Source organism: Bradyrhizobium sp. CCBAU 45394 (assembly GCF_028128655.1).
GTDB classification, from domain to species: domain Bacteria; phylum Pseudomonadota; class Alphaproteobacteria; order Rhizobiales; family Xanthobacteraceae; genus Bradyrhizobium; species Bradyrhizobium diazoefficiens.
Genome location: NZ_LBIX01000174.1, coordinates 339,027 through 362,246, shown reverse-complemented (window position 1 = coordinate 362,246; position 23,220 = coordinate 339,027). Strand labels below are relative to the sequence as shown.

General features: G+C 64.6%; 19 protein-coding genes. 9 read left to right on the top strand and 10 right to left on the bottom strand.

Annotation, left to right across the window (positions count from 1 at the left end; genetic code table 11):
• Nucleotides 1-281: 281 nt before the first annotated feature.
• From WN73_RS35010 to WN73_RS35000, 3 genes are all read left to right on the top strand, one after another.
• Nucleotides 282-533, top strand: coding sequence for a hypothetical protein (locus WN73_RS35010; protein ID WP_027576269.1), 252 nt, complete (start codon nucleotides 282-284; stop codon nucleotides 531-533).
• A gap of 212 nt (nucleotides 534-745) precedes the next feature.
• Nucleotides 746-925, top strand: coding sequence for a hypothetical protein (locus WN73_RS35005; protein WP_028171105.1), 180 nt, complete (start codon nucleotides 746-748; stop codon nucleotides 923-925).
• A 71-nt stretch (nucleotides 926-996) separates the two neighbouring features.
• Entirely contained in the window at nucleotides 997-2,859 is a 1,863-nt protein-coding gene (locus WN73_RS35000) for an ABC-F family ATP-binding cassette domain-containing protein (RefSeq protein ID WP_271556790.1), read from the top strand.
• Between the two features lie 150 nt (nucleotides 2,860-3,009).
• Here WN73_RS35000 and WN73_RS34995 read toward each other — a convergent pair whose 3' ends face one another.
• The 10 genes from WN73_RS34995 to WN73_RS34950 form a co-directional block, all read right to left on the bottom strand.
• Nucleotides 3,010-3,681 (bottom strand): 3'-5' exonuclease, encoded by a 672-nt coding sequence (locus tag WN73_RS34995; protein ID WP_011086891.1) that lies wholly within the window; start codon nucleotides 3,679-3,681, stop codon nucleotides 3,010-3,012.
• 1 nt (nucleotide 3,682) lies between these two features.
• A complete protein-coding gene (locus WN73_RS34990) occupies nucleotides 3,683-5,419 on the bottom strand; it encodes a putative nucleotidyltransferase substrate binding domain-containing protein (RefSeq protein WP_231166703.1) in 1,737 nt (578 codons plus the stop codon).
• Between the two features lie 183 nt (nucleotides 5,420-5,602).
• Entirely contained in the window at nucleotides 5,603-7,294 is a 1,692-nt protein-coding gene (locus WN73_RS34985; protein ID WP_011086889.1) for a cation acetate symporter, read from the bottom strand.
• Nucleotides 7,291-7,593, bottom strand: a complete 303-nt coding sequence (locus tag WN73_RS34980) for a DUF485 domain-containing protein (RefSeq protein ID WP_028171101.1) — start codon at nucleotides 7,591-7,593, stop codon at nucleotides 7,291-7,293. The genes WN73_RS34985 and WN73_RS34980 overlap by 4 nt, the downstream gene beginning before the upstream one ends.
• Nucleotides 7,594-7,836: 243 nt before the next feature.
• Complete coding sequence (locus WN73_RS34975) at nucleotides 7,837-8,148, bottom strand: DUF3240 family protein (RefSeq protein WP_011086887.1); 312 nt, start codon at nucleotides 8,146-8,148, stop codon at nucleotides 7,837-7,839.
• Nucleotides 8,145-11,219: an efflux RND transporter permease subunit gene (locus WN73_RS34970; RefSeq protein WP_271556789.1), complete on the bottom strand. Its 3,075-nt coding sequence runs from the start codon at nucleotides 11,217-11,219 to the stop codon at nucleotides 8,145-8,147. Before WN73_RS34970 ends, WN73_RS34975 begins: the two co-directional genes overlap by 4 nt.
• Nucleotides 11,219-12,331 (bottom strand): efflux RND transporter periplasmic adaptor subunit, encoded by a 1,113-nt coding sequence (locus WN73_RS34965; RefSeq protein WP_039184384.1) that lies wholly within the window; start codon nucleotides 12,329-12,331, stop codon nucleotides 11,219-11,221. The genes WN73_RS34970 and WN73_RS34965 overlap by 1 nt, the downstream gene beginning before the upstream one ends.
• Before the next feature lie 290 nt (nucleotides 12,332-12,621).
• Nucleotides 12,622-13,113 carry a hypothetical protein gene (locus WN73_RS34960; protein WP_028171098.1) on the bottom strand — a complete coding sequence of 164 codons (492 nt, stop codon included), beginning with the start codon at nucleotides 13,111-13,113 and terminating at the stop codon, nucleotides 12,622-12,624.
• A gap of 166 nt (nucleotides 13,114-13,279) precedes the next feature.
• Complete coding sequence (locus tag WN73_RS34955; RefSeq protein ID WP_011086883.1) at nucleotides 13,280-13,732, bottom strand: DNA polymerase III subunit chi; 453 nt, start codon at nucleotides 13,730-13,732, stop codon at nucleotides 13,280-13,282.
• A 6-nt stretch (nucleotides 13,733-13,738) separates the two neighbouring features.
• Nucleotides 13,739-15,238, bottom strand: a complete 1,500-nt coding sequence (locus tag WN73_RS34950; protein WP_028171097.1) for a leucyl aminopeptidase — start codon at nucleotides 15,236-15,238, stop codon at nucleotides 13,739-13,741.
• Between the two features lie 338 nt (nucleotides 15,239-15,576).
• Here WN73_RS34950 and lptF point away from each other — a divergent pair, with 338 nt between their 5' ends.
• From lptF to rsmA, 6 genes are all read left to right on the top strand, one after another.
• A complete protein-coding gene (lptF, locus tag WN73_RS34945; RefSeq protein ID WP_011086881.1) occupies nucleotides 15,577-16,746 on the top strand; it encodes an LPS export ABC transporter permease LptF in 1,170 nt (389 codons plus the stop codon).
• Nucleotides 16,743-17,840, top strand: a complete 1,098-nt coding sequence (gene lptG / locus WN73_RS34940) for an LPS export ABC transporter permease LptG (RefSeq protein ID WP_038966780.1) — start codon at nucleotides 16,743-16,745, stop codon at nucleotides 17,838-17,840. Before lptF ends, lptG begins: the two co-directional genes overlap by 4 nt.
• Nucleotides 17,840-20,326: an LPS-assembly protein LptD gene (locus WN73_RS34935; protein WP_028171095.1), complete on the top strand. Its 2,487-nt coding sequence runs from the start codon at nucleotides 17,840-17,842 to the stop codon at nucleotides 20,324-20,326. Before lptG ends, WN73_RS34935 begins: the two co-directional genes overlap by 1 nt.
• A gap of 68 nt (nucleotides 20,327-20,394) precedes the next feature.
• A complete protein-coding gene (locus WN73_RS34930; protein WP_028171094.1) occupies nucleotides 20,395-21,321 on the top strand; it encodes a SurA N-terminal domain-containing protein in 927 nt (308 codons plus the stop codon).
• Complete coding sequence (pdxA, locus tag WN73_RS34925; RefSeq protein WP_271556788.1) at nucleotides 21,321-22,358, top strand: 4-hydroxythreonine-4-phosphate dehydrogenase PdxA; 1,038 nt, start codon at nucleotides 21,321-21,323, stop codon at nucleotides 22,356-22,358. Before WN73_RS34930 ends, pdxA begins: the two co-directional genes overlap by 1 nt.
• Complete coding sequence (rsmA, locus tag WN73_RS34920; protein ID WP_271556787.1) at nucleotides 22,358-23,212, top strand: 16S rRNA (adenine(1518)-N(6)/adenine(1519)-N(6))-dimethyltransferase RsmA; 855 nt, start codon at nucleotides 22,358-22,360, stop codon at nucleotides 23,210-23,212. The genes pdxA and rsmA overlap by 1 nt, the downstream gene beginning before the upstream one ends.
• Nucleotides 23,213-23,220 lie beyond the last annotated feature (8 nt).

Here is a 23,220-nt window from a genome sequence, read left to right as displayed (position 1 = left end):
CGGAGTTGCGGGGCTTATATCGGCGCCTTCGCCAGACGGCAAGCGACCGCCAAAACCCGCCTCCCGGGCGCTTCGCCGCAGGCCGCCCCGGCGGATCCAGCGATGGATTACCGAGATTTCATCGAGATGAACCCAATCTGAAGCCCCCATTCAGGCTTTGGTTCAGCTTCGCCGGCGTAAGGTTGGGTCTATCGAAACCAAAGCCTGATCATCAGGCAGACCGTTTCGGCGGCCTTTCCATCGACGCGATACCCCGCGCCGGCAGTTTTGAGGAGATCACCATGTTGAGGAAACTTTCGCTTGCCGCTGTCGCTGCGGTCGCGCTGGGTGCCGCGCTGGCACCGACCTCGGCCTCTGCTCACTGGCATGGCGGCGGCTGGGGCTGGCACGGCGGCGGCTGGCATCACGGCTATGGCTGGGGTGGCCCGCGCTTCTATGCCCCCGTCTCCTACGGTTATGGCGGCTGCTATGTGCGCCGGCTGGTCCCGACCCCCTGGGGACCCCGCTGGCGGCTGATCAACCGCTGCTACTGAGCCCGACAGCACCTTAACTCAGGGTGCCGGCCCCCCACGGCACCTTCCAAGAGAGGCCCCGGCGATCCCCCCGCCGGGGCCTCGCATTTGAGCAGGCACGACGAATTCATACAATTTTCACGAGAATGTCCGGCATTCCCCACGACCGGCGAAACCATTTGGAGGCCAACGACTTGGTACCGTGTCGTTACTCTGCAACATGGAACCTCGTGATGACGGGCCCTTTCGCCAATGACAGCGAACAAATCGACCGGCGCACCAGCCGCTCGATTTGCGATGCCGTGGGGGAACGGCTTCAGCAGAGACTCCGCCCCGACCCCCGGCTGCCCACGCATCTCGAACAGCTCCTCGACGAGCTGAAGAAGCGCGACCGCGAAGGCGGCGCTCACTGACAGGCCGTAGACATAGAACGGGCTGCGCAAAAACGGGTTGCGTTTGATCCCGGCTGCGGTGACAAGGCCGCATGCTGTCCATCACCGACCTCTCCATCCGCCTCGCCGGACGCCTTTTGATTGACCAGAGTTCCGTGCAGATCACGCCCGGATCGCGCGTCGGCATGGTCGGACGCAACGGCACCGGCAAATCGACGCTGTTCAAGGTGATCCGCGGCGAGCTCGCGGCCGAGCACGGCGCGGTGACCCTGCCGCCGCGCTGGCGGGTTGGCAGCCTCGCGCAGGAGGCGCCGAACGGCCCCGAGAGCCTGATCTCCGTCGTGCTCAAGGCCGATCTCGAACGCGACGCGCTGCTTCACGAAGCCGAGAGCGCCACCGATCCGCACCGGATCGCCGAGATCCAGACCCGGCTGGTCGACATCGACGCGCATTCGGCGCCGAGCCGTGCCGCCGCGATCCTGTCCGGCCTCGGCTTTTCCGCCGCCGATCAGCTCCGTCCCTGCGCCGAATTCTCCGGCGGCTGGCGCATGCGCGTCGCGCTCGCCGCGACGCTGTTCGCGGCCCCCGACCTGTTGCTGCTCGACGAGCCCACCAACTATCTCGATCTCGAAGGCACGCTGTGGCTCGAGGATCACCTCGCGCATTACCCGCGCACGGTGATCGTGATCAGCCACGACCGCGACCTCCTCGAAAGCTCGGTCGACCAGATCCTGCATCTGGAGCGCGGCAAGCTCACGCTCTACAAGGGCAGCTACTCCTCCTTCGAGGAGCAGCGCGCCGCGCGCGAGCTGCTCGATGCAAAGGCGGTCAAGCGCCAGGAGGCCGAACGCGCCCGCCTGCAGGCCTTCGTCGACCGCTTCAAGGCCAAGGCCTCGAAAGCGCGCCAGGCCCAATCGCGCGTCAAAATGCTGGAGCGGCTGAAGCCGATCACCGCGCTGGTCACCGAAGACGTGCGCGAGATCAGCTTCCCCGCGCCGGAAAAAATCCTGTCGCCGCCGATCATCGCCGTCGACAACGCCTCGGTCGGCTACGATCCGGCGACGCCGGTGCTCGGCCGCGTCACCTTGCGCATCGACAATGACGACCGCATCGCGCTTCTCGGCGCCAACGGCAACGGCAAGTCGACGCTGGTGAAGCTGCTCGCCGGCCGCCTCGCGCCGTTCTCGGGCAAGGTCACGCGCGCCGACAAGCTCTCGATCGCCTATTTCGCGCAGCATCAGCTCGACGAGCTGAACGAGGACGCCTCCGCCTACGATCACGTCCGCAAGCTGATGGGCGATGCGCCGGAAGCGAAAGTGCGGGCACGCGCCGGCGCGATCGGCTTCTCCGGCAAGGCGGCCGACACCAAGGTGGCAAAACTGTCGGGCGGCGAGAAGGCGCGGCTGTTGCTCGGCATTGCGACCTTCTTCGGCCCCAACATGATCATCCTGGACGAGCCGACCAACCATCTCGACATCGACAGCCGCGCCGCGCTTGCGGAAGCCATCAACGAATTCCCCGGCGCGGTGATCATGGTCTCGCATGATCGCTATCTGATCGAGGCCTGCGCCGACCGGCTCTGGATCGTCGCCGACCGCACCGTCACCAATTACGACGGCGACCTTGACGAATACCGCCGCCTGGTCCTGTCAGCGCGCAACAGCGAACCCGCCCCGCGCGAGCGCAGCACGGCAGCCGAGAAGCCGCAGCGCCCGAAGTCGGACAATCGCGGCTCGCTCAAGAAGCGCATTACCGAAGCCGAAGCCGAGATCGCCCGCGTCAGCGACATCATCACCAAAATCGACACGGCGCTCGCCCTGCCCGACATCTTCACCCGCGATCCCAAGCAGGCCGCGCAGCTGTCGAAGGCCCGCGCCAATGCGGCCGAGGCATTGGCGCGCGCCGAGGAGCAGTGGCTCGAGGCGAGCACACAATTCGACGAGGCGGCGGGCTAGTCTTGCGACCGCGGAACGTCGGTCCGGGCTCGGCCGGCCAAGGCTCCATCAAAATCTGAAGAACAACCCCATGCACAGTACAGGTATCAAAATACCTGCACGTTTCCATCTGTGGCCACTGGACAATCTGCTCCGCTGCGCCTGGCCCGGTTATCCCCCGAACTGATTGAAAACGGGGCTGGCACGTTGGCGCGCGATACGTACGCCGCGCCTGCTCAAGTCGCGCAACTGCAGGAACATCATTGCAGTCATCAATGCGTCGTTGAAAGCATCGTGCTGCCCAAGAGGCGGAATGCAGAGGTCGTGGAGGATCGCGGCGAACGACAGATCGACCTCGGTATTCGGCGGCGCGTTGCCGTATTTGCGTTCGTAGTAGAGCCGCGACACTTCGATGCGTTCGTTGGGCAGTTCGATTCCCACCAGCGGCAGGATGTACTTGTCCAGCATGGCGATGTCGAAGTCGACATAATAGCCGATCAGCGGGCGCGGCCCGATGAAATGCAGAAAGCCTGGCAGCACCTTCCAGACGATCGGCGACGCTTCGACGTCGGACCGGCGCAAGCGGTGAATCTTGATCGCCTCCGCCTCCAGTTCGCTGTCGGGATGGACGATGGCTTCGAAGCGCGCGCTGGTCAAAATCCGGTTGCCGCGGATCTTGATTGCGGCAATGGCGACGACGTTGTCCGTTCGCACATTCAGACCGGTGGTCTCGCAATCGATGACGACAAACTCGTCGTCCGGAGCGCGATCGAACATGAAGCGATAAGATTGATCGCTCAGGGTCGCCTGGTGCAACAGTCGTTTGATCGCACGGGGCAGCATTCTAGAACATGCCGAGCTTGAAATGATGACCGACAATTTCCCGAAACTTCTTCACCACCTGGAGCGCGTCACGCAGCAGATGACGTTCCATGCTGGACAAGTGCGCCGGTCTTACCAGAGTTCCCGATGCGCCCGCGGATGCGGCCAGCTGCCCGTCGAGCCGAAGCATCAGCAGGAATCGGAAGGCTTGTTTCAAGTCGCGTCCAAAGTCCCGTTGCAGCACGCCGAGATCACAGAGCCGGGAAATCCGCTTGTCGGTGGAGGTCTCGCGCAGGCCCTGCTCGAGCGCCAGGCTGCGAACGCCGTGCACGATGGGAAAGATGCCGCCCTTCTTGAGATCCAGCGCATCGCCGGTGCCCTCCGACGTGATCAGGTTGTTGAAGAGGCCGATCGGCGTTTCAAACGCGTCAACGGCGCGCGCGAAGTGTGCCATGAACGCCTGCTCGCCCCGGGTCATGTCGATCAGCGCCGTCTTGGCGTCGTTCAGGAGCTGCTCATTGCCCGCGATCGCCTGCGCATCGTAGACGATGGCCACATTCATGTGCCCGGCCTGATCGGGAAGCACGATCCAGCGGCGCAAATCCGCGCGATACTCCGAAAGCGGCCGGGACCATAGCGGATTGCGCACCATGATATCGCCCGGACAGGGCGGAAAGCCGAAGCTCTGCAGAGCGACGAAGAATTCCTGGCGGAACGCCTCCAGGATTTCGCCCTGCATCGGACCTGCGAGGATAAGGCCGTTGTCCTGGTCGGTACGGATGGTCTGCTCGCCCCGCCCTTCGCTTCCCATCACGATCAGGCAGCTGCTGGTGCGCAGCTCGGCCGGCGCGACCATTTCGAACAATCGAGACAGCAGGCGTCGATTGAGGTCGGAGACGATCTCCGCAATGACCTCTACCTTGACCCCTTGCCGTCGCAGCACGCGCGTTTGCGTCTCGATCTCCCGCGCCGCGGTGGCGAGGTCCTGCTGACTCGAGGCTCGATCGATGCGGCCGGCAATGACTTGAGCGCTTCCCGCCAAGAACCCCAGCAGATCGATCTCCTCCAGAATTCCGACGAGCTCTTCGCCGTCGCGCACGGCAAGCCGCCGCTTGTTGTGCTTGGTCATGAGCAGGAGGGCCGAGGAGACGAAATCGTCACGGCGCAGCGACACGATGTCGAAATTCGCGAGCTCGCCGACCGGCGTCTGGATGGACTGGCGCCGCAGCACCACCGCTTTGGACAGGTTCATGCCGGTCACGATGCCGATCCGCTCACCGTCCCGGACAAACAGCGCATTGCTGTTGATCTCGCGCATCAGATGCCCGGCGGCCTCGATCGTATCACTGGCAGCCAGAAACACCGGCGGATGCAGGAACAGTTCGCCGACCTTGGCGTGCATCAACGAGCCGTAACGTCCCGTCTCCTCGTCGTTGGCGAGTTCGTCCAGCTTCTGGGATATCTCCCGGTAAAAAAAAGCCGCAAAGCGCGGGTTCGCCTTGATCAGACCGAGCGCGACCTTCCGGGGGATCACGTAGCAAAGCGTCTCGTCGCGGGCGATAAACTGGTGGCCGCTATGGTCGTGAACGAGCGCGCGACTGTCGAACGTGTCCTTGGGACCGAGCAATGCCAGCAGGTCGGCTTCGTTCCGCTCCTCGACGATGCCCTTGATCACGACATAGAGCGCCTCCGCCGGGGCGTCCCGCCCGATGATCGCTTCGCCCGGACTGAAGTACCCGATGTCCAGCGCGGCCCGCAACGTCTCGGCCTCGCTCGGCGTCAGACGATCGAACGGCGGGTTGGTGATGTCGAACGCCTTGGGCATTTCGGCCTTTCGAAGATACGGACCATCCGAGGATCCGACGACTGATCATCGAAAGCGCGGCACCGGCCGGCCCATATGAGCCGGTCGGTACCGAAGCGACGTCCCGCAGATCCTCGCCTAGTGAGCCGTGGCCGAAGCAGCACCGATACCGGTCTGCGATCGGACATATTGCGCGTCAAAGCCATCGCGATCGGCCGCGGCACGCTTGCTGCGGTCCAGGATCGAGACCAGCCAGATCCCCGCAAAGGCGAGCGCCATCGAGAACAGCGCCGGATTGTCCAGCTTGATGGGAGCCGACCCCTTGGCAAAGCCAAGGGTCGCCTCCCAGACTGCCGGCGAGAGGACCACGCCCACAACCGCGCTGAACAGGCCAAGGAAGCCGCCGAACACGGCTCCCCGCGTCGTCAGGCCTTTCCAGAAGATCGACATCACCAGCACGGGGAAATTGCAGGATGCCGCGATGGCGAAAGCAAGGCCCACCATGAAGGCGACGTTCTGGTTCTCGAACACGATGCCCAGGAAGATCGCAAGCACGCCGAGCACCAGTGTCGCAATCTTCGAGACCCGGATCTCGTCCTGCTCGTTTGCGTTGCCGCCCTTGATCACCATGCCGTAGAGATCGTGGCTGATGGATGATGCCCCGGCCAGAGCCAAGCCTGACACGACGGCCAGGATCGTGGCAAAGGCAACGGCCGAAATGAAGCCAAGGAACAGATTGCCGCCGACGGCGTTCGCGAGATGAATCGCCGCCATGTTGGAGCCGCCCTTGATCGCCGCGATTCCGCTCTTGGTCTTCTCGAGAATGCTCCCATCGAGAAACATCGCGTCGGTCGAAACCAGCGTGATCGCGCCAAAGCCGATGATGAAGGTCAGGATGTAGAAATAGCCGATGAAACCCGTGGCGTAGAACACGGACTTGCGGGCCGCCTGAGCGTCCTTCACGGTGAAGAAGCGCATCAGGATGTGAGGCAGGCCCGCCGTTCCGAACATCAGCGCCAGGCCGAGCGAGATGGCCGAGAGCGGATTGGAAATCAGGCTGCCGGGCTCCATGATCGCGAGTTTCTTGGGATGCACCTCTGTTGCCTTGGTGAACAGCGCTTCCGGGCTGAACCCGTACTTGTAGAGGACGGCTCCGGCCATGAACGTTGCGCCTGAGAGCAACAGCACCGCCTTGATGATCTGCACCCAGGTCGTCGCCTTCATCCCGCCGAACGTCACGTAGATCATCATCAGGCCGCCAACCAGGACGACCGCGATCCAGTAGTCGAGACCGAACAACAGCTGGATCAGCTTACCGGCACCGACCATCTGCGCGATGAGATAGAACGCAACCGTCACCAGCGAGCCGCACGCCGCCAGGATACGGATCTCGGTCTGCCCGAGCCGAAACGAGGTCACGTCGGCAAAGGTGAACTTTCCGAGGTTGCGCAATTGTTCGGCGATCAGAAAGGTGACGATCGGCCATCCCACCAGCCAGCCGACGGAGTAGATCAAGCCGTCGTAGCCCGAAGTATAGACGAGGCCCGATATGCCGAGGAAGGACGCCGCCGACATGTAGTCGCCTGCGATCGCAAGTCCGTTCTGGAAGCCCGTAATTCCGCCGCCGGCCGAGTAGAAATCCGCGGCCGATGCGGTCCTCTTGGCGGCCCAATAGGTGATGACGAGCGTCAGGCCAACGAACCCGACGAACATACCGATCGCCGACCAGTTGGTCGCCTGCTTAACGCCGCCGTCGATGCTGCCTGCGGCGAGCGCGATGGTGGGCAGGCCTGCGAGCAGGATCGCCAGGAGCCATGAGAATTTCTTCACGAGCGGTTCTCCTCGACAATCTTGCGGATGAGCACGTCGTAACTGGAATTCGCCTGGCGGACATAGATACCCGTCAGCAGGAAGGCGAGCACGATGACGGACAGTCCGATTGGAATGCCGATCGTCGTCACGCCGCTGCCCAGCGGTATCCCGAGGAACTTGGGAGCGTAGGCGACCAGCAGGATGAAGCCGAAATAGACAACAAGCATAACCGCCGACAGCATCCAGCCCAGCGACGAACGTCGGCGCACGAGCTCCTGGTAGTTCGGATCGCGTTCAATCTTGGCGAGGTTGCTCACATCAATGGTCCCTGGATGATCCTCTGGAGTTCTTGTCGTCAAAGCGGTCCCTTGTCTGGCGGGACCATCCGAGCCTGCACTGCCGGACGGCCAAGCTCCATGATCCAGATCAAGTCCGGTTGATCCCTGTGACGTGCGTGACAAACGGCCAGCGGCCGCGCAGCTGTCGAAGGCGCGCGGCCGAGCAATGGCTCGGAGCCAGCACGCAGTTTGACGAAGCGGCGGGGTAGAGGTTGCTCCGGACTACGCGATGGTTCCGAACTCGGCCACCGGGGCAATCCAATATACGAGATTGCAGCCCGCGAACGAATGCCGGAGCTGATCGACCAGGCGCCTGGCGTCCGCTCCTGGCAGAACGATCTGGACATGCACCTGATCGGCGTGGCCCTTCACACGTTCGGCGGCCGTCGGCAACTGCACGCCTGAGCCGTGTCCCGCGGCATCGGAGACCGTGAAGCCGGACGTCTGGCCCGGCTGCTCGCTGAGAAAGTCGAGCAGCTCCTCGCGCAGCTTTCGCGCCAGGATCAACGACAGGCACACATATTCGCTGGTCATTTTGACTCCTTCGCAGTGCCGCCGAACCGGCGATAGAGGATGGGGAGCAGGATGAGCGTGAGCAGCGTGGACGACAGCAATCCTCCGATCACCACGATCGCCAGCGGCCGCTGGATCTCCGATCCCGGACCGGAAGCGAACAAGAGCGGGATCAGGCCCAATGCGGTGATGCTGGCGGTCATCAGCACAGGGCGGAGCCGCCGCCTGGCACCGTCGACCACGATCTGGTCCTCGCCGACGCCATGCGCCCTCAACTGATTGAAATACGAAACCAGCACGACGCCGTTCAGGACCGCGATTCCGAGCAGGGCGATGAATCCGACAGAGGCCGGAACCGACAGATATTCGCCGGTCGAGACGAGGGCAAACACGCCTCCGATCAGCGCGAACGGGATGTTCACGAGCACGAGCAAGGCCTGCCGGACGGAAGCGAAGGTCGTGAACAGCAACACGAAGATGAGACCGATGGCGACGGGCACGACAATCGAAAGGCGCGCGGCAGCGCGTTGCTGGTTTTCGAACTGTCCGCCCCAGGTGAGCCGATAGCCCTTCGGCAGCGAAAGGTCGGCGGCGACCTTCCGTTGGGCCGCCTCGACGAAGCCGACCATGTCGCGGCCGCGCACATTGGCGCGAACGACGCTCATCCGGTTGCCGTCCTCGCGGTCGATCTTCACCGGGCCGTCGACGCGCTGGATGCGCGCGACCTGGGACAGCGCGACGTGCTGCCCGGAGGCGAGCGTGAGTGGCAGGCTCGCGAGCAATGTGGGCGCCTCCCGCGTCGTCTCGCTTCCCCGGACCAGAATGGGCGTGCGACGGCCCTCCTCGAGCGCGGTGCCGATCGTCCGCCCCTCGATCTGGGTCCGCAGCGCATTGGCAATGGTGTCCACCGTCAGACCGAGACGGCCGGCCTCCATCCGGTTCACGACGACCGTGTAGTATTGCGCACCCTCGTTGAGCGTCGTGTAGACGTCTTCCGCACCCTCGATGCTGGTGAGGATCTCGGACAGTTTCGTCGCGATCTCGTTGAGCCTGCCGACGTCGCTGCCGAAGACCTTCACGGCGACGTCGCCACGCACGCCGCTGATCATCTCCTGCACCCGCATGTCGATGGGTTGGGTGAAGCTGAGCGAGATGCCCGGAAAGTCGGCGAGCACGTTGCGCAGCGCCTTCAAGAGCTCCGCCGTGTCCGGGGCGGCTCTCTCTTCAACAGGCTTGAGCACGAGAAACGTGTCAGTCTGGTTCGGTCCCATGGGATCGAGCCCGAGCTCGTCGGAACCGGTTCGCGCGATGATCCCGGTGACGTCCGGAACCTTCAAGAGCGCCGACTGGATCCTCGCGTTGATCGCGAGGGATTCGTCCAGATTGACCGACGGCAATGTCTCGACGCTGACGATGACGTCGCCCTCGTCCATGGTCGGCATGAAGGTCTTGCCGAGTTGCGAATAGGCGTACCCTGCCGCGACCAGCGCCAGGAGAGCTGCAGCAATAACCTTTCGCTCGTTTCGCAGCGACCAGTCCAGCGCGGGTGCGTAGACGCCCTGCGCGAGGCGGATCAGCAGCGGCTCGCCGTGCCCTGCCGATTTGAGCAGGAACGAGGTCGCGACCGGGATCACGGTGAGCGCCAGCAACAGCGAGCCGGCGAGCGCAAAGATGATTGCGAGCGCAACGGGGATGAAGAGCTTGCCCTCGAGCCCCTGCAAGGTGAGCAGCGGCACGAACACGATCATGATGATCAGCACGCCGGAAGCGACAGGTTGCAGCACCTCGCAGACCGACCGGAAGATGACGTGGATCAGCGGAAGGCCCCTGCCCGGCTCGTGGTTGCCGAGATTTCCGACGATGTTCTCGACCACCACCACCAGCGCATCGATCAGCATGCCGATCGCGATCGCAAGCCCGCCGAGGCTCATCAGATTGGCAGACATTCCAACCGCACGCATGGCCAGGAGCGCAATGACGATCGCGAGCGGCAGGCTGAGGGCGATCACCAACGATGCGCGCCAATTGCCCAGGAACAGCAACAACAGGACGACCACCAGCACGGTCGCCTCGCCGAGCGCCCGCACCACCGTGCCGACGGCGCGACCGACGAGGCGGCTTCGGTCATAGAACACGTTGAGGGATACGCTCTGGGGCAGCGCGGGCTTCAGCTCCTCGAGCTTTGCGCGGACGTCACGCACGAGTTGGCCGGCATTGGCTCCGCGCAAGCCCAGCACCAGCCCTTCAACCGTTTCGCCCTGGCCGTTCTCCGTCACTGCCCCATAGCGTGTCAGGGCCCCGACCTTGACCCGCGCAACGTCGTTCACGCGTATCGGGACCCCGTCGCGGGTGTCCACGACAATGGCCTTGATGTCGTCGATCGTGCGGATGCTGCCTTCAATCCGCACCAGGGCACTGTCCTCGCCCTGGTTGACGCGCCCCGCGCCGTCGTTGCGGCTGTTGGTTTCGACGGCGCGGCGAAACAGCTCCGACGAAATGCCGCGCGCGGCGAGCGCATCGTTGAGCGGGACGATCTCGAACGCCCGCACATAGCCGCCGAGGGCATTCACGTCGGCAACCCCGGGAACCGTGCGCAGCGCTGGTCGGATCACCCAGTCGAGCAGGGTTCGCCGCTCCGCCAGCGACAGCTCGGAGCTGTCGATGGTAAACATGAACATCTCGCCGAGCGGACTGGTGATCGGCGCAAGCCCGCCACTCACCCCCTCGGGAAGGTCACGAGCGATGTTCGACAACCGCTCGGAGACCTGGTTGCGCGCCCAGTAGATATCCGTGCCGTCCTCGAAATCGATCGTGACGTCGGCGAGCGCGTATTTGGTGGTCGAGCGCAGGATCTTCTTGTTCGGCAGGCCCAGCAGTTCGAGCTCGATCGGGACGGTGATGCGCTGCTCGACCTCCTCCGGCGTCAGGCCCGGTGCCTTCATGATGATTTTCACCTGGACCGGTGAAACGTCGGGGAACGCGTCGATCGGCAGGCTGGGGAGGAACGTTGCGCCCGCGCCGATCAGCAGCAAGACGGCGAGCAGGACGAACAGCCGCTGCGAGAGCGCAAAGGCGACCAGACGCTGGAGCATTATTGGCCGGCTCCGAGCCGCGAGAGAATGCCCCGAAGCGCCGAGATGCCCGCGATCGCAACCTCGTCCTTGTCGCTGATCGGGCCGGATATCACGACGTGATCCTGGTCCTCTGCGAGCAGCGTGACCGATACCAGCCGGAAGCCGCCCTCGATGGCTTTGAATATCCAGCTCTGCTCGCCACGACGGACGAGACCGCTATAGGGAATCTCCCAGGCGCTCTCGCCCTCGGAGAGGAAGCTGAGACGGACGGACGCCGTCTGGCCCGGGTGCAATTGGCCGCTGTTCGGCACTTCGGCCCGCACCAGGATGGTTTGCGTCGCCGCATCGGTCGTCTCGGAAATCAGAACGACGCGACCGGGCGTTGCGTAACCTTCGACCTCGACCCGCGCACCGGTGCGGATTGCGCGGATGTTGGCCGCTGGAATGGCGATTTCGGCCCACAACGGCGAAAGCCGGGCAAGCTTGACCAGCGGCGCGGACTGCTCCAGCCGCTGCCCCGGCGAGACCGCGATCTCGACCACGGATCCCGTCTGCGGCGCATTGACGGTCAGCGTCCCGCTGATTGCCGCGTCGCTCGCCAACCGGGAGATCGCATCATCGGAGAGCCCCGCCAACCGGAGCATCTGCCGGCGCTCCGCGACCGCGATGGTGGCCTGGCGCGCCTCGGTCTGGCTCGCCTCGAGAACGCGTTGTGGGACGGCCTTGCCCTCGAAGAGATCGGCGTTCCGCCTGAGCTGCTGGTTCGCAAGAGCCTCCTGCGCGACGGCGTGAAGATAGTCCCGCTGGAGTGACACGAAACCCTGGCTCTCCAACGTAAGAAGCGGCTGGCCGGCGCTCACGCGATCCCCGCGCGCGACGGCCAGATTGGTGACCATGCCGGCAACGGGTGTGCTCACCACCCACAATTGAGGCGTCGGAACGACGATCTGCGCCGGATAAGGCAGTGTCTGGTCGGTTCTGCTCGAAACCGGATGCACGACACGAATGCCGAGGCTTTCGATCTGCGTGGGCGTCAGTTTCATGTCGTCGTCGGCCGCAGCGATGCCGGGGCACCCGACGAGCGAGAGCGCAACAACGACGCGGCACGCCCTGCGTAGAAGACGTTCCATCTGATGGAAAGATCGCATCAATACCAGCTTCGAAGACCGTTGCCGGGTCTTTCTAGGCCGGATGCGATTGAAGGTGTTGACCTACGTCAACGGCAGCCCATTGCGGCAAATCGGGTATTCGAGCTGGCTGTCGCGGACGATGTTGTTGTTTTGGTCGCGCGCGGCGCGCGCTCTTCAATTGCGCGATCCGCGCGAACCAGCGGCAAGGACCGTATGTCGAGGTCGATCGCCCTGGCCGCGTTCGGATCGACGACCAGCTCGTAGCGTTGCGCCGGGACGCGGGCTTGCGCTTACGCCGACTTCTTCTTCGCCTTGGGCTTGGTCGCCTTCGGCATCACAGGCGCCTCCGGCGTGCCCTCGATCGAGGACAGGCGTCCGGCCGTGAACGTGTAGATGCCCGCGCGCGGACCGGTCGTCCATGTGACAACGGCAACGCGCCTGCCGACGGCATCATTGGAGAGGTTCACGTTCGAGGGCGCGCCGATGCCGCGCACCACGTCGCATTCGGTATGGCCGAGCGCGACTGTGCCGCCGGCGGCCGCCGGCGCGGTCGTCGATGCATTGGCATCGGCAGGTCCGGGAGGCGCCGCCATGCCGGGACAGGCGCCGTCGGCGCTGACCAGATCCTCAGCCCCGACCGGCTTTTCGGGAGTCAGCGGCGGCGATTCGATCGAGATGTTCCTGATGAACAGGCGGCTGGGCGTGTTGAACCACTGGGCATCCTTGGACAGCAGATCGGTCCCGCCCGAGCAGCCCGCGACCAGCGGTGCTACGGCAGCCAACGCAACTATGAGCGAGCCGGGAAGCTTTTGATGTCGCACGATAAACTAAATTCCCCGCGTGAAGGACCAGCCCTAAACGATTGTCCCAACATCACTTTGCGGCACGAAGGTGGCCGAAGCCAGCATCACCCGTAAAGTGCAAATTATCATTAATTGCGATCGACCGCTAATTCCGCCGCTGCCACCGACCCCGTTCGTCGGCCTGCCAATAGGTGACATCAAATCCCCGCGCCTTGCAATCCGTCCAGGCACTGCGGGCGAGCGCCAGCGCGTCCGGATCGTCGCCGTTGAACAGCAGCACCATGCGCTCATAGCCCTGCGCATCCTGCGGCAGCGCTGCGTTGTCGACCAGAAAGCGGACATGGGCGCCGTTGGGATTGTCCTCCTCGATCGCCAGCACGATCGGCTGATCGGCGGCATCGTTCACGCGCCATGTCGCGTGCGGCAGGAAGGAATCGTCGCGATAGGTCCACAGATGCGCATCGAGCGCATCGGCGCGTTCCTCCGAGGTCGACTGCACCACGACGCGCCAGCCGCGCTCGAGCGATTTCTCGAGAAGCGGCGGCAACACGTTCTCCACCGTCATGTTTTGCAGATGGTAGAACAGCACTTCAGTCATTTTGGATCATTTGCGCTCGTAGTGGTCCGCCACCAGGCGATCCAGGAGGCGGACGCCATAGCCGCTTCCCCAGCTCTGGTTGATGTCGGTCTTCGGCGCGCCCATGGCGGTGCCGGCGATGTCGAGATGCGCCCAGGGCGTGCCGTCGACGAAGCGCTGCAGGAACTGCGCCGCGGTGATCGAACCGCCGTGGCGGCCGCCGGTGTTCTTCATGTCGGCGAACTGCGAATCGATCAGCTTGTCGTATTCGGGGCCGAGCGGCAGGCGCCAGACCTTCTCGCCGCTCTCGATGCCGGCCGTCAGCAGCCGGTCGGCAAGTTCGTCATTGTTGGAGAACATGCCGGCATGCTCGGTGCCGAGCGCGACCACGATCGCGCCGGTCAGCGTCGCCAAGTCCACCATGAATTTCGGCTTCGTCTTCTTGGCCACGTACCAGAGCACGTCGGCCAGCACGAGGCGGCCTTCGGCGTCGGTGTTGATGATCTCGATGGTCTGGCCCGACATCGAGGTGACGATGTCGCCCGGCCGCTGCGCATTGCCGTCGGGCATGTTCTCGACGAGGCCGATGGCGCCGACCACGTTGGCCTTGGCCTTGCGCGCCGCAAGCGCGTGCATCAGCCCGACGACGCAGGCAGCCCCGCCCATGTCGCCCTTCATGTCCTCCATGCTGCCGGCCGGCTTGATGGAGATGCCGCCGGTGTCGAAGCAGACGCCCTTGCCGACGAAGGCGACCGGGGCCTCGCCCTTCTTGCCGCCGTCCCAGCGCATGATCACGGTGCGGCTCGGCCGCGTCGAGCCCTGGCCGACGCCGAGCAGCGCGCCCATGCCGAGCTTGTCCATCGCCTTGACGTCGAGCACCTCGACCTTGACACCGAGCTTGCGGAGCAGGCTTGCGCGGCGTGCGAATTCCTCGGGGAAAAGCACATTCGGCGGCTCGTTGACGAGGTCGCGCGCGATGATCACGCCGTCGACGACATGGCCGGCCGAGGCAAACGCCTTCTTGGCCGCGGCGACATCGCCCACCGCAAGCGAGATATCGGCGCGTGAGCCGCCCTCCTCGCCGTCCTTCTTCTTGGTCTTGTAGCGGTCGAACTTGTAGGCGCGCAGCCGGAGCCCTGCGGCGATCGCAACCGCCTGCTCGCTCGTCATGGCGCCGTCAGGCAGTTCCGCCATGATGGTCATCGCGGCAGCAGTGGCGGAGAGCTTGCCCGCCGCCACGCCGCCGAATTTGAGAAAGTCGTTCGCCTTCAGGCCTGTCGCCTTGCCGGCCCCGATCACGATCAGGCGGGTGGCCTTCACCCCCTCCGGCGCCAGGATGTCCAGCGCGGCGCCGCTTTTACCTTTGAAAGCGGCGGCCGAGGCCGCCCGCTTCACAAGTTCGGTAGCGCCGCCGAGCGCCTTGGCGGTCGCCGGGCCCAGCTTCAAACCGTCGTCGCAGAACACGACCAGGATGCCACGGGCGGCAGCAGACAACGGGACGAAGCCGACCTTGATGGCATCGGACATGGGTAACTCCTCTAAAACATGGGGCTTTTGCCGCTCGACGGGTCCGGCCACGGGCCGGCGCTGAACGGCGATTCACTGGACTTTCCCCACTATGGGCCACCGGCCGGGCAGATGCCAAGCACCGCCCGTGGCCGCCAGGCCACAAGAGGGAAATATTAACCATATGTTGAGGGTGCCACGGGGCAGCCATTTTGTTGACGGATCAAAGGGATGGTAGTGAGAGAGTAAGCCGGCGTAAGAGCTGTTTGTCCGACCTTGGGGATCCCCTTCCGGGGATTGGTTGGACGGCCAGAACTCCGGCCGACATTGGGGACTTGGTGGGATTCGTGCGGTAGCGCATGGGGTCAATCGATAGGTATATCTTCCGCACGACGCTGGCGTCGTTTGCGCTGGTCCTGGTCAGCCTCACCGGCGTGATCTGGATTACGCAGGCGTTGCGCGGCATCGACCTGATGACGAGCCAGGGGCAGACCATCCTCACCTTCCTCGGCATCACCAGCCTCGTCGTGCCCGCGCTGGTCCTGATCATCTCGCCGATCGCGCTGATGATCGCGATCTCGCACACCCTGAACAAGCTCGCGACCGATTCCGAGATCATCGTGATGAATGCCGCCGGCTTCTCGCCGTTCCGGCTGTTCTATCCGTTCTTCTACGCCACCTGCGTGGTGGCCCTGCTGGTCGCCTTCATCGCGGCCTATCTTGCGCCCGACGGCATGCGGCGGATCAAGCAGTGGGACGCCGAGATCACCGCCGACGTGCTCACCAACATCCTCCAGCCCGGCCGCTTCGCCCAGCTCGACAAGAACCTGACGATCCGGATCCGCGAGCGCCTGCCGGGCGGCATCCTCGCCGGCATCTTCATCGACGACCGCCGCGATCCCAACGAGCGCGTCTCGATCGTCGCCGAGCATGGCGAGGTCATGAAGAACGACACCGGATCGTTCCTGGTGCTGGAGACGGGAAACCTGCAGCGTTTCGAGGTCGGCAAGCGCGATCCCGCGCTGGTGGCGTTCGGCCGTTACGGCTTCGACATGTCGAAGTTCTCCGGCCAGGGCCGCGACGTCACCCTCGGCATCCGCGAGCGCTATCTCTGGGAGCTGTTCTCGCCGTCCGAGGATGATCCCGTCTACAAGCAGATTCCCGGTCAGTTCCGCTCGGCCTTGCACGACAGCCTGTTGGCGCCGATCTATCCGTTCGCCTTTGCCGTGCTGACCTTCGCCTTCCTCGGTGCGCCTCGCACCACCCGCCAGAGCCGCAATTTCTCGATCGGCTCGTCCATCGTCGCAGTGTTCGGCCTGCGCATGGCTGGCTTCGCCTGCTCGGTGATGGCGGTGAAGTCGCCCGCCGCGGTGCTGGTCCAATACGCGATGGTGTTGGGCGCCATCGGCGTCGGGATGTGGATGATCGTCGGCGGCATCGTGGTCGAGCCGCCGCCCCGCCTCATGGAGGCCATCAACAGGTCGAACGCGCGCATCGCACGGTTGTTCGGACGGCCGGCCACCGCATGAGCATGCTCACCAATACACTCGGGCGCTATTTCGCCGGCCGCTTCGTGGTCGCGGCGCTCGGCGTGTTCGCCAGCATCTTCCTGCTGCTGGTGCTGGTCGATTACATCGAGATGGTGCGCAAGACCTCCGGCCTTGCGTCCGCCTCGGCGATCATGGTGGCCGAGACCTCGCTGTTCCGGGTGCCGCAGCTCCTGGAGAAACTGACGCCGTTCTGCATGCTGATCGGCGCCATGACCTGCTATCTCGCGCTCTCGCGAAGGCTCGAGCTCGTGGTCGCGCGCGCCGCCGGCGTCTCGGCCTGGCAGTTCATCTCGCCGGCGCTCGGCAGCGCGCTCCTGATCGGGGTGATCGCCACCGTCGCCTACAATCCGATGTCGGCCAATCTGCGCGAGCTCTCCAAGCGCATGGAGGCCGAGCTGTTCGGCTCGGCGCCCGGCGGCGGCATCCAGGACGCCTCCGGCTTCTGGCTCAACCAGGTGACCAACGACGGCCAAACGATCATCAATGCGGCGCGCAGCGAGCAGCAGGGCGTCCGGCTCACGGGGCTCACGCTGTTCCGGTTTGACACAGAGCAGCACTTCAAGGAACGCGTCGAGGCGCGCGAGGCGGAGCTCGAAGTCGGCCAGTGGATATTCAGGAACGTCCGCCGCTTCTCGCTCGACGGGCCGCCGATCGAGCAGGCCGTTCTGGCGATTCCGACGACGTTGACCGAGGCCCAGGTCCGCAACAGCTTTTCCACACCCGAGACTGTGTCCTTTTGGCAACTACCGAGCTACATCCGCTCCTCCGAAAGCTCAGGCTTCGCGACAGCCGGCTATCGACTCCAGTATCACAAGCTGTTGGCGCAGCCGTTTTTGCTCGCCGCCATGGTGATGCTCGCGGCCTCGGTGTCGTTGCGTTTCTTCCGGATGGGCGGCGTGCAGAAGATGGTTTTGAGTGGCGTGGGCGCAGGCTTTCTGCTCTACGTTCTGTCGAAAGTGACTGAAGACTTGAGCAAGGCTGAGTTGATGCATCCGATCGCTGCGGCGTGGTTGCCCGTGGTGGTGGGCGGCCTCACCGGCTTTTTGGCCTTGTTGTACCAGGAGGACGGTTAGTGACTGCCGTCCATCGAGGGCCCGTGTCTCGTTTGACGCGCCGCACTGTGATGCGCGCGAACGGGCGCGGCTTGTCCGTGCGCAGGCTTCTGCTCGCCGTCGTCGCTGCCGTCTCGCTCGGCGGGCTGATCGACATTGCAGCCGTGGCGCCGGCCTCGGCCCAGTTCACCTATAATCCGCTGCCGCCGCGCCCGAAGCCGCCGAAGGCCGCCAACGACAACCAGATGCTGGTTCAGGCGACCGAGGTCGACTACGACTACAACAATTCGCGCGTCTCCGCGGTCGGTAACGTCCAGCTGTTCTACAACGGCACCAGCGTCGAGGCCGACAAGGTCATCTACGACCAGAAGACCAAGCGGCTCCATGCCGAAGGCAACATCCGCATGACGGATGCCGACGGCAAGATCACCTATGCCGAGATCATGGATCTCTCGGACGATTACCGCGACGGTTTCGTCGATTCGCTGCGCGTGGACACCGCCGACCAGACCCGCATGGCCGCGACCCGTGCCGACCGGTCCAGCGGCAACTACACGGTGTTCGACAACGGCGTCTACACGGCCTGCGCGCCGTGCAAGGACGATCCGAAGAAGCCGCCGCTGTGGCAGGTCAAGGGTGCGCGCATCATCCACGACCAGCAGGAGAAGATGCTGTACTTCGAGACGGCGCAGCTCGAATTCTTCGGCGTGCCGATCGCCTACATGCCCTATTTCTCGACGCCCGACCCGACCGTGAAGCGCAAGTCCGGCTTCCTGATGCCCGGCTACTTCCCCGGCACGACGAACACCGGCTTCGGCGCCGAAGTTCCCTATTATTGGGCGATCGCGCCCGACATGGACGCAACCTTCACCCCGCGCTTCATGTCGCGACAGGGCGCGTTGCTGCAAGGCGAATTCCGTCAGCGCTTGATCGACGGCGCCTATCAGATCCGCGCCTACGGCATCTACCAGCTCGATCCCGGGGCCTTTGCCGGGCAGCCCGGAGACCGCCAGTTCCGCGGCGCTATCGACACCAAGGGTCAGTTCGCGCTGAACGACAAATGGGTCTGGGGTTGGGACGGTGTCCTGATGTCCGACTACTATTTCTTCTCGGACTATCGCCTCGCGGCCTACAGGGACCCGCTCGGATCGTTCCTGAACCTGCCGACCGATGCGATCTCGCAGCTTTATCTGACCGGCGTCGGCAATCGCAGCTTCTTCGACGCGCGCACGATGTACTGGCTGAGCTTCTCGGGCAACCAGAACCAGGTGCCGATCGTCTACCCCGTGATCGACTACTCGAACGTGCTCAACTATCCGGTGTTCGGCGGCGAGTTCAGCTACAAGACCAACTTCGTGAACCTGTCGCGTGACACCGCCGTGTTCGATCCGATCACGACGCTCGCCAACACCAACAGCCTGTGCACGACGGCGTCGGCCGATCCGCTCGCGCGCACGCCGTCGCAGTGCCTGCTGCGCGGCTTCCCCGGCACCTATACCCGCCTGACGGCGGAAGCGCAGTGGCGCAAATCCTTCACCGACCCGCTCGGCCAGATCTGGACGCCGTTCGCCAGCCTCCGTGCCGATGCGATCAACTCCTCGGTCTCGAACCAGCCGGGCGTGTCGAACTACCTGCCGGTCGGCGACACCCAGGCGATCCGCCTGATGCCGACCGTCGGCCTCGAATACCGCTATCCCTTCATCAACGTTCAGCCCTGGGGCTCGACCACCATCGAGCCGATCGCGCAGATCATCATCCGCCCGAACGAGACCTATGCCGGCAAGCTGCCGAACGAGGACGCGCAGAGCATGGTGTTCGACACCTCGAACCTGTTCAGCGTCGACAAGTTCTCCGGTTATGACCGCGTCGAGGGCGGCGGCCGCGCCAATGTCGGCGTGCAGGCCACCACGCAGTTCGACAGGGGCGGCGCCGTCAAGACGCTGTTCGGCCAGTCCTACCAGCTGTTCGGCATGAACTCCTACGCGGTCCAGGACTCCATCAACACGGGCCTGGATTCCGGTCTCGACAAGCCTCGCTCCGACTACGTGGCGAGCATCGCCTACTCGCCCAACCGCACCTACACGTTCAGCGTCCGCTCCCGCATGGACGAGCAGACCTGGAACGTCCAGCGTTTCGAGGCGGAAGGCCGCGCCAACTTCGATCGCTGGTCGATCAGCGTGATGTACGGCAACTACGCGGCACAGCCGGAACTCGGCTATCTGACGCGCCGCGAGGGCATCCTGACCTCGGGCTCGCTCAAGGTCGCGACCAACTGGGTGGTGTCGGGCTCGGCGCGCTGGGACCTCGAGGCCAACAAGATCAACCAGTATGTGCTCGGCGCCGGCTATGTCGACGATTGCTTCGTGTTGGCGGCGAACTATGTAACTTCGTATAGCTATTCGGCGGGCACTACGCCGCCAGTGCTGAGCCATGCGTACATGTTCACGTTCGGGCTGCGTACGCTGGCGACCTCGTCGACGACCAGCAGTACCGGCGGCCTCCAGTAAACGGTTTGAAGTGCCGACCGCGTTGCCCCAATCGCAGGTTCACCGCGGCTGACATGCGAGCGAGATCCATGACGACTGCCTTGCCTTTGTTCCGCCTCCTCCTCGTCCTCGCCGCCCTGTTTCTGGCCGGCACGCCGTCGCGCGCGCAGAACATCGTCGTCATGGTCAACGGCGATCCGATCACCGATTTCGACATCGACCAGCGCTCCAAGCTCGACCTGCTGACGACGCAGAAGACCCCTAGCCGGCAGGAGGTCATCAACGAGCTGATCGACGACAGGGTGAAGCTGAAGGAAGGCAAGAAGTACGGCGTCGATCCCGGCGTCTCCGACATCAACCAGTCCTTCGAGGGCATGGCGCAGCGCATGCGCATCACGACGGATCAGCTGACCAAGTCGCTCGAGGTCAAGGGCGTCCGCCCGGAGACGTTGAAGGCCCGCATGAAGTCGGAGATGGTCTGGACCAGCCTCGTGCGCGGCCGCTTCAAGGAGAAGCTGATGGTCGGCGAGCGCGACGTCGCGCAGGCGGTGCAGGCCCAGGCCGGCGACAAGCTGCAGATCGAGGGCACCGAATACAAGATGCAGCCGATCGTGCTGATCGTGCCGCGCGGCTCGTCTCCGGCCTTTCAGGAAACGCGGATGAAGGAAGCCGAACAATATCGCTCGCGCGTTGCGAGCTGCGAGGAGGCCAATTCGCTGTTCCGCTCGACGCCGAACGCCACCATCCGCGAGAGCGTCACCAAGACGACCGCGGAGCTGCCCGAGGCGCTGCGCAAGGTGCTCGACGACACGCCGATCGGCCATCTGACCGCGCCGGAGGTGACCAAGGCGGGCATCGAGATGGTGGTGCTCTGCTCGCGCAAGCCGACCATGATCGACACGCCGAAGAAGCGCGAGGTCCGCGAGAAGATGTATCAGGAGAAGTACGAGAAGACCCAGAAGGCCTATCTCGACGAGCTCCGCAAGGCGGCGATGATCGAATATCGCAACCGCTGATGGCCAACCACGCAGCAAAGCCCCTCGCCCTGACCCTGGGAGAGCCTGCCGGCATCGGCCCCGACATCACGATCGCAGCCTGGCTCCGGCGCCGCGAGCTGAACCTGCCCGCCTTCTACCTGCTCGGCGACGAGGCGCTGATCGCGCGGCGCGCCAAGACACTGGACAAGACCCTGGGTAAGGCGCTCGGCGCCGAGATCCGGATCGCCTCCGTGAGCGCACACGAAGCCGCGGCCGCCTTCACCGAAGCCCTGCCGGTGGTTGCGACCGGCGAGCGCGCCACGGCCGAACCCGGCCAGCCCGACGCCTCGAGCGCGCCGGCTGCGCTCGCCTCGATCCGCCAGGCGGTGGCCGATGTCCGGGCCGGCCGCGCCGGCGCCGTCGTCACCAATCCGATCGCCAAGAGCGTGCTCTACCGCGCGGGCTTCCGCCATCCCGGCCACACCGAATTCCTCGCCGAGCTCGCCGCAGAGGACGGCCGCGTGCCGCAGCCGGTGATGATGCTGTGGTCGCCGCGGCTCGCCGTGGTGCCCGTGACCATCCACGTCTCCTTGCGCGATGCGCTGTCCCAGCTCACGAGCGAATTGATCGTCTCGACCGTGCGCATCGTCGCGACCGAACTGAAATCCCGCTTCGGCATCGCGCGGCCGCGTATCGCGGTCTCCGGACTCAATCCGCACGCCGGCGAGGACGGCTCGCTCGGCCACGAGGAGCAGACCATCATCGCGCCTGCGCTCAAGACATTGCGCAACGACGGCATCGACGCCAGGGGGCCGCTGCCCGCCGACACCATGTTCCACGAGGCCGCGCGCAGCCTCTATGACTGCGCGGTCTGCATGTATCACGACCAGGCGCTGATCCCGATCAAGACGGTCGCCTTCGACGACGCCGTCAACGTCACGCTCGGCCTGCCCTTCATCCGTACCTCGCCCGATCACGGCACCGCCTTCGACATCGCCGGCACCGGCAAAGCCAATCCGGCGAGCCTGATCGCAGCGCTTGAGCTCGCCAGCCGCATGGCGGCTGCCAAGACCTGATGAGCGCGATCGACGACCTCCCGCCGCTGCGCGAGGTCATTCGCCAGCACGCGCTGTCGGCCCGCAAATCGCTCGGCCAGAATTTCCTGCTCGATCTCAACCTCACCGCGCGCATCGCGCGCGCGGCGGCGCCACTGGACAACTCCACCATCGTCGAGATCGGCCCGGGCCCGGGAGGACTAACCCGCGCGCTGCTTGCGCTCGGCGCCAGGCGCGTCGTCGCCATCGAGCATGACGAGCGCGCGATCCCCGCCCTGCAAGATATTTCCGCGCGCTATCCCGGCCGGCTCGAGATCGTCCACGGCGATGCCATGACCTTCGACCCGCGTCCGCGGCTCAATGGCGAAAGCGCAAAGATCGTCGCCAACCTGCCCTACAACATCGCGACTCAGCTTCTGATCAACTGGCTCACCACCGAACCATGGCCGCCCTGGTACGACATGATGGTCCTGATGTTCCAGCGCGAGGTCGGCGAGCGCATCGTGGCGCGCGAGGACGAGGAAGCCTATGGCCGCCTCGGCGTGCTCGCCAACTGGCGCTGCGAGACGAAGATCCTGTTCGACATCGCGCCGTCCGCCTTCGTGCCGCCGCCGAAGGTCACCTCCTCCGTCGTGCGCCTGGTGCCGCGCGCCGAGCCCTTGCCATGCGATCGAAAAATGCTCGAGCAGGTCGCGGCGGCCGCGTTCGGCCAGCGCCGCAAGATGCTGCGGCAAAGCCTGAAATCGCTCGGCGTCGATCCGGCGCGGCTTGCGCAGGCCGCCGGCGTCGATGCGACGCGGCGCGCCGAGACCATTCCGATATCCGGCTTTGTTGCCATGGCGCGTGAATTGGCGGATATACGCAGCGAAGGCTAAGACAGAAA

Coding starts and splice junctions, on each gene's coding strand:
- WN73_RS35010 (WP_027576269.1), top strand. CDS start 282: ATGTTGAGGAAACTTTCGCTTGCCGCTGTCGCTGCGGTCGCGCTGGGT.
- WN73_RS35005 (WP_028171105.1), top strand. CDS start 746: ATGACGGGCCCTTTCGCCAATGACAGCGAACAAATCGACCGGCGCACC.
- WN73_RS35000 (WP_271556790.1), top strand. CDS start 997: ATGCTGTCCATCACCGACCTCTCCATCCGCCTCGCCGGACGCCTTTTG.
- WN73_RS34995 (WP_011086891.1), bottom strand. CDS start 3,681: ATGCTGCCCCGTGCGATCAAACGACTGTTGCACCAGGCGACCCTGAGC.
- WN73_RS34975 (WP_011086887.1), bottom strand. CDS start 8,148: ATGACCAGCGAATATGTGTGCCTGTCGTTGATCCTGGCGCGAAAGCTG.
- WN73_RS34970 (WP_271556789.1), bottom strand. CDS start 11,219: ATGCTCCAGCGTCTGGTCGCCTTTGCGCTCTCGCAGCGGCTGTTCGTC.
- WN73_RS34965 (WP_039184384.1), bottom strand. CDS start 12,331: ATGGAACGTCTTCTACGCAGGGCGTGCCGCGTCGTTGTTGCGCTCTCG.
- WN73_RS34955 (WP_011086883.1), bottom strand. CDS start 13,732: ATGACTGAAGTGCTGTTCTACCATCTGCAAAACATGACGGTGGAGAAC.
- WN73_RS34950 (WP_028171097.1), bottom strand. CDS start 15,238: ATGTCCGATGCCATCAAGGTCGGCTTCGTCCCGTTGTCTGCTGCCGCC.
- lptF (WP_011086881.1), top strand. CDS start 15,577: ATGGGGTCAATCGATAGGTATATCTTCCGCACGACGCTGGCGTCGTTT.
- lptG (WP_038966780.1), top strand. CDS start 16,743: ATGAGCATGCTCACCAATACACTCGGGCGCTATTTCGCCGGCCGCTTC.
- WN73_RS34930 (WP_028171094.1), top strand. CDS start 20,395: ATGACGACTGCCTTGCCTTTGTTCCGCCTCCTCCTCGTCCTCGCCGCC.
- pdxA (WP_271556788.1), top strand. CDS start 21,321: ATGGCCAACCACGCAGCAAAGCCCCTCGCCCTGACCCTGGGAGAGCCT.
- rsmA (WP_271556787.1), top strand. CDS start 22,358: ATGAGCGCGATCGACGACCTCCCGCCGCTGCGCGAGGTCATTCGCCAG.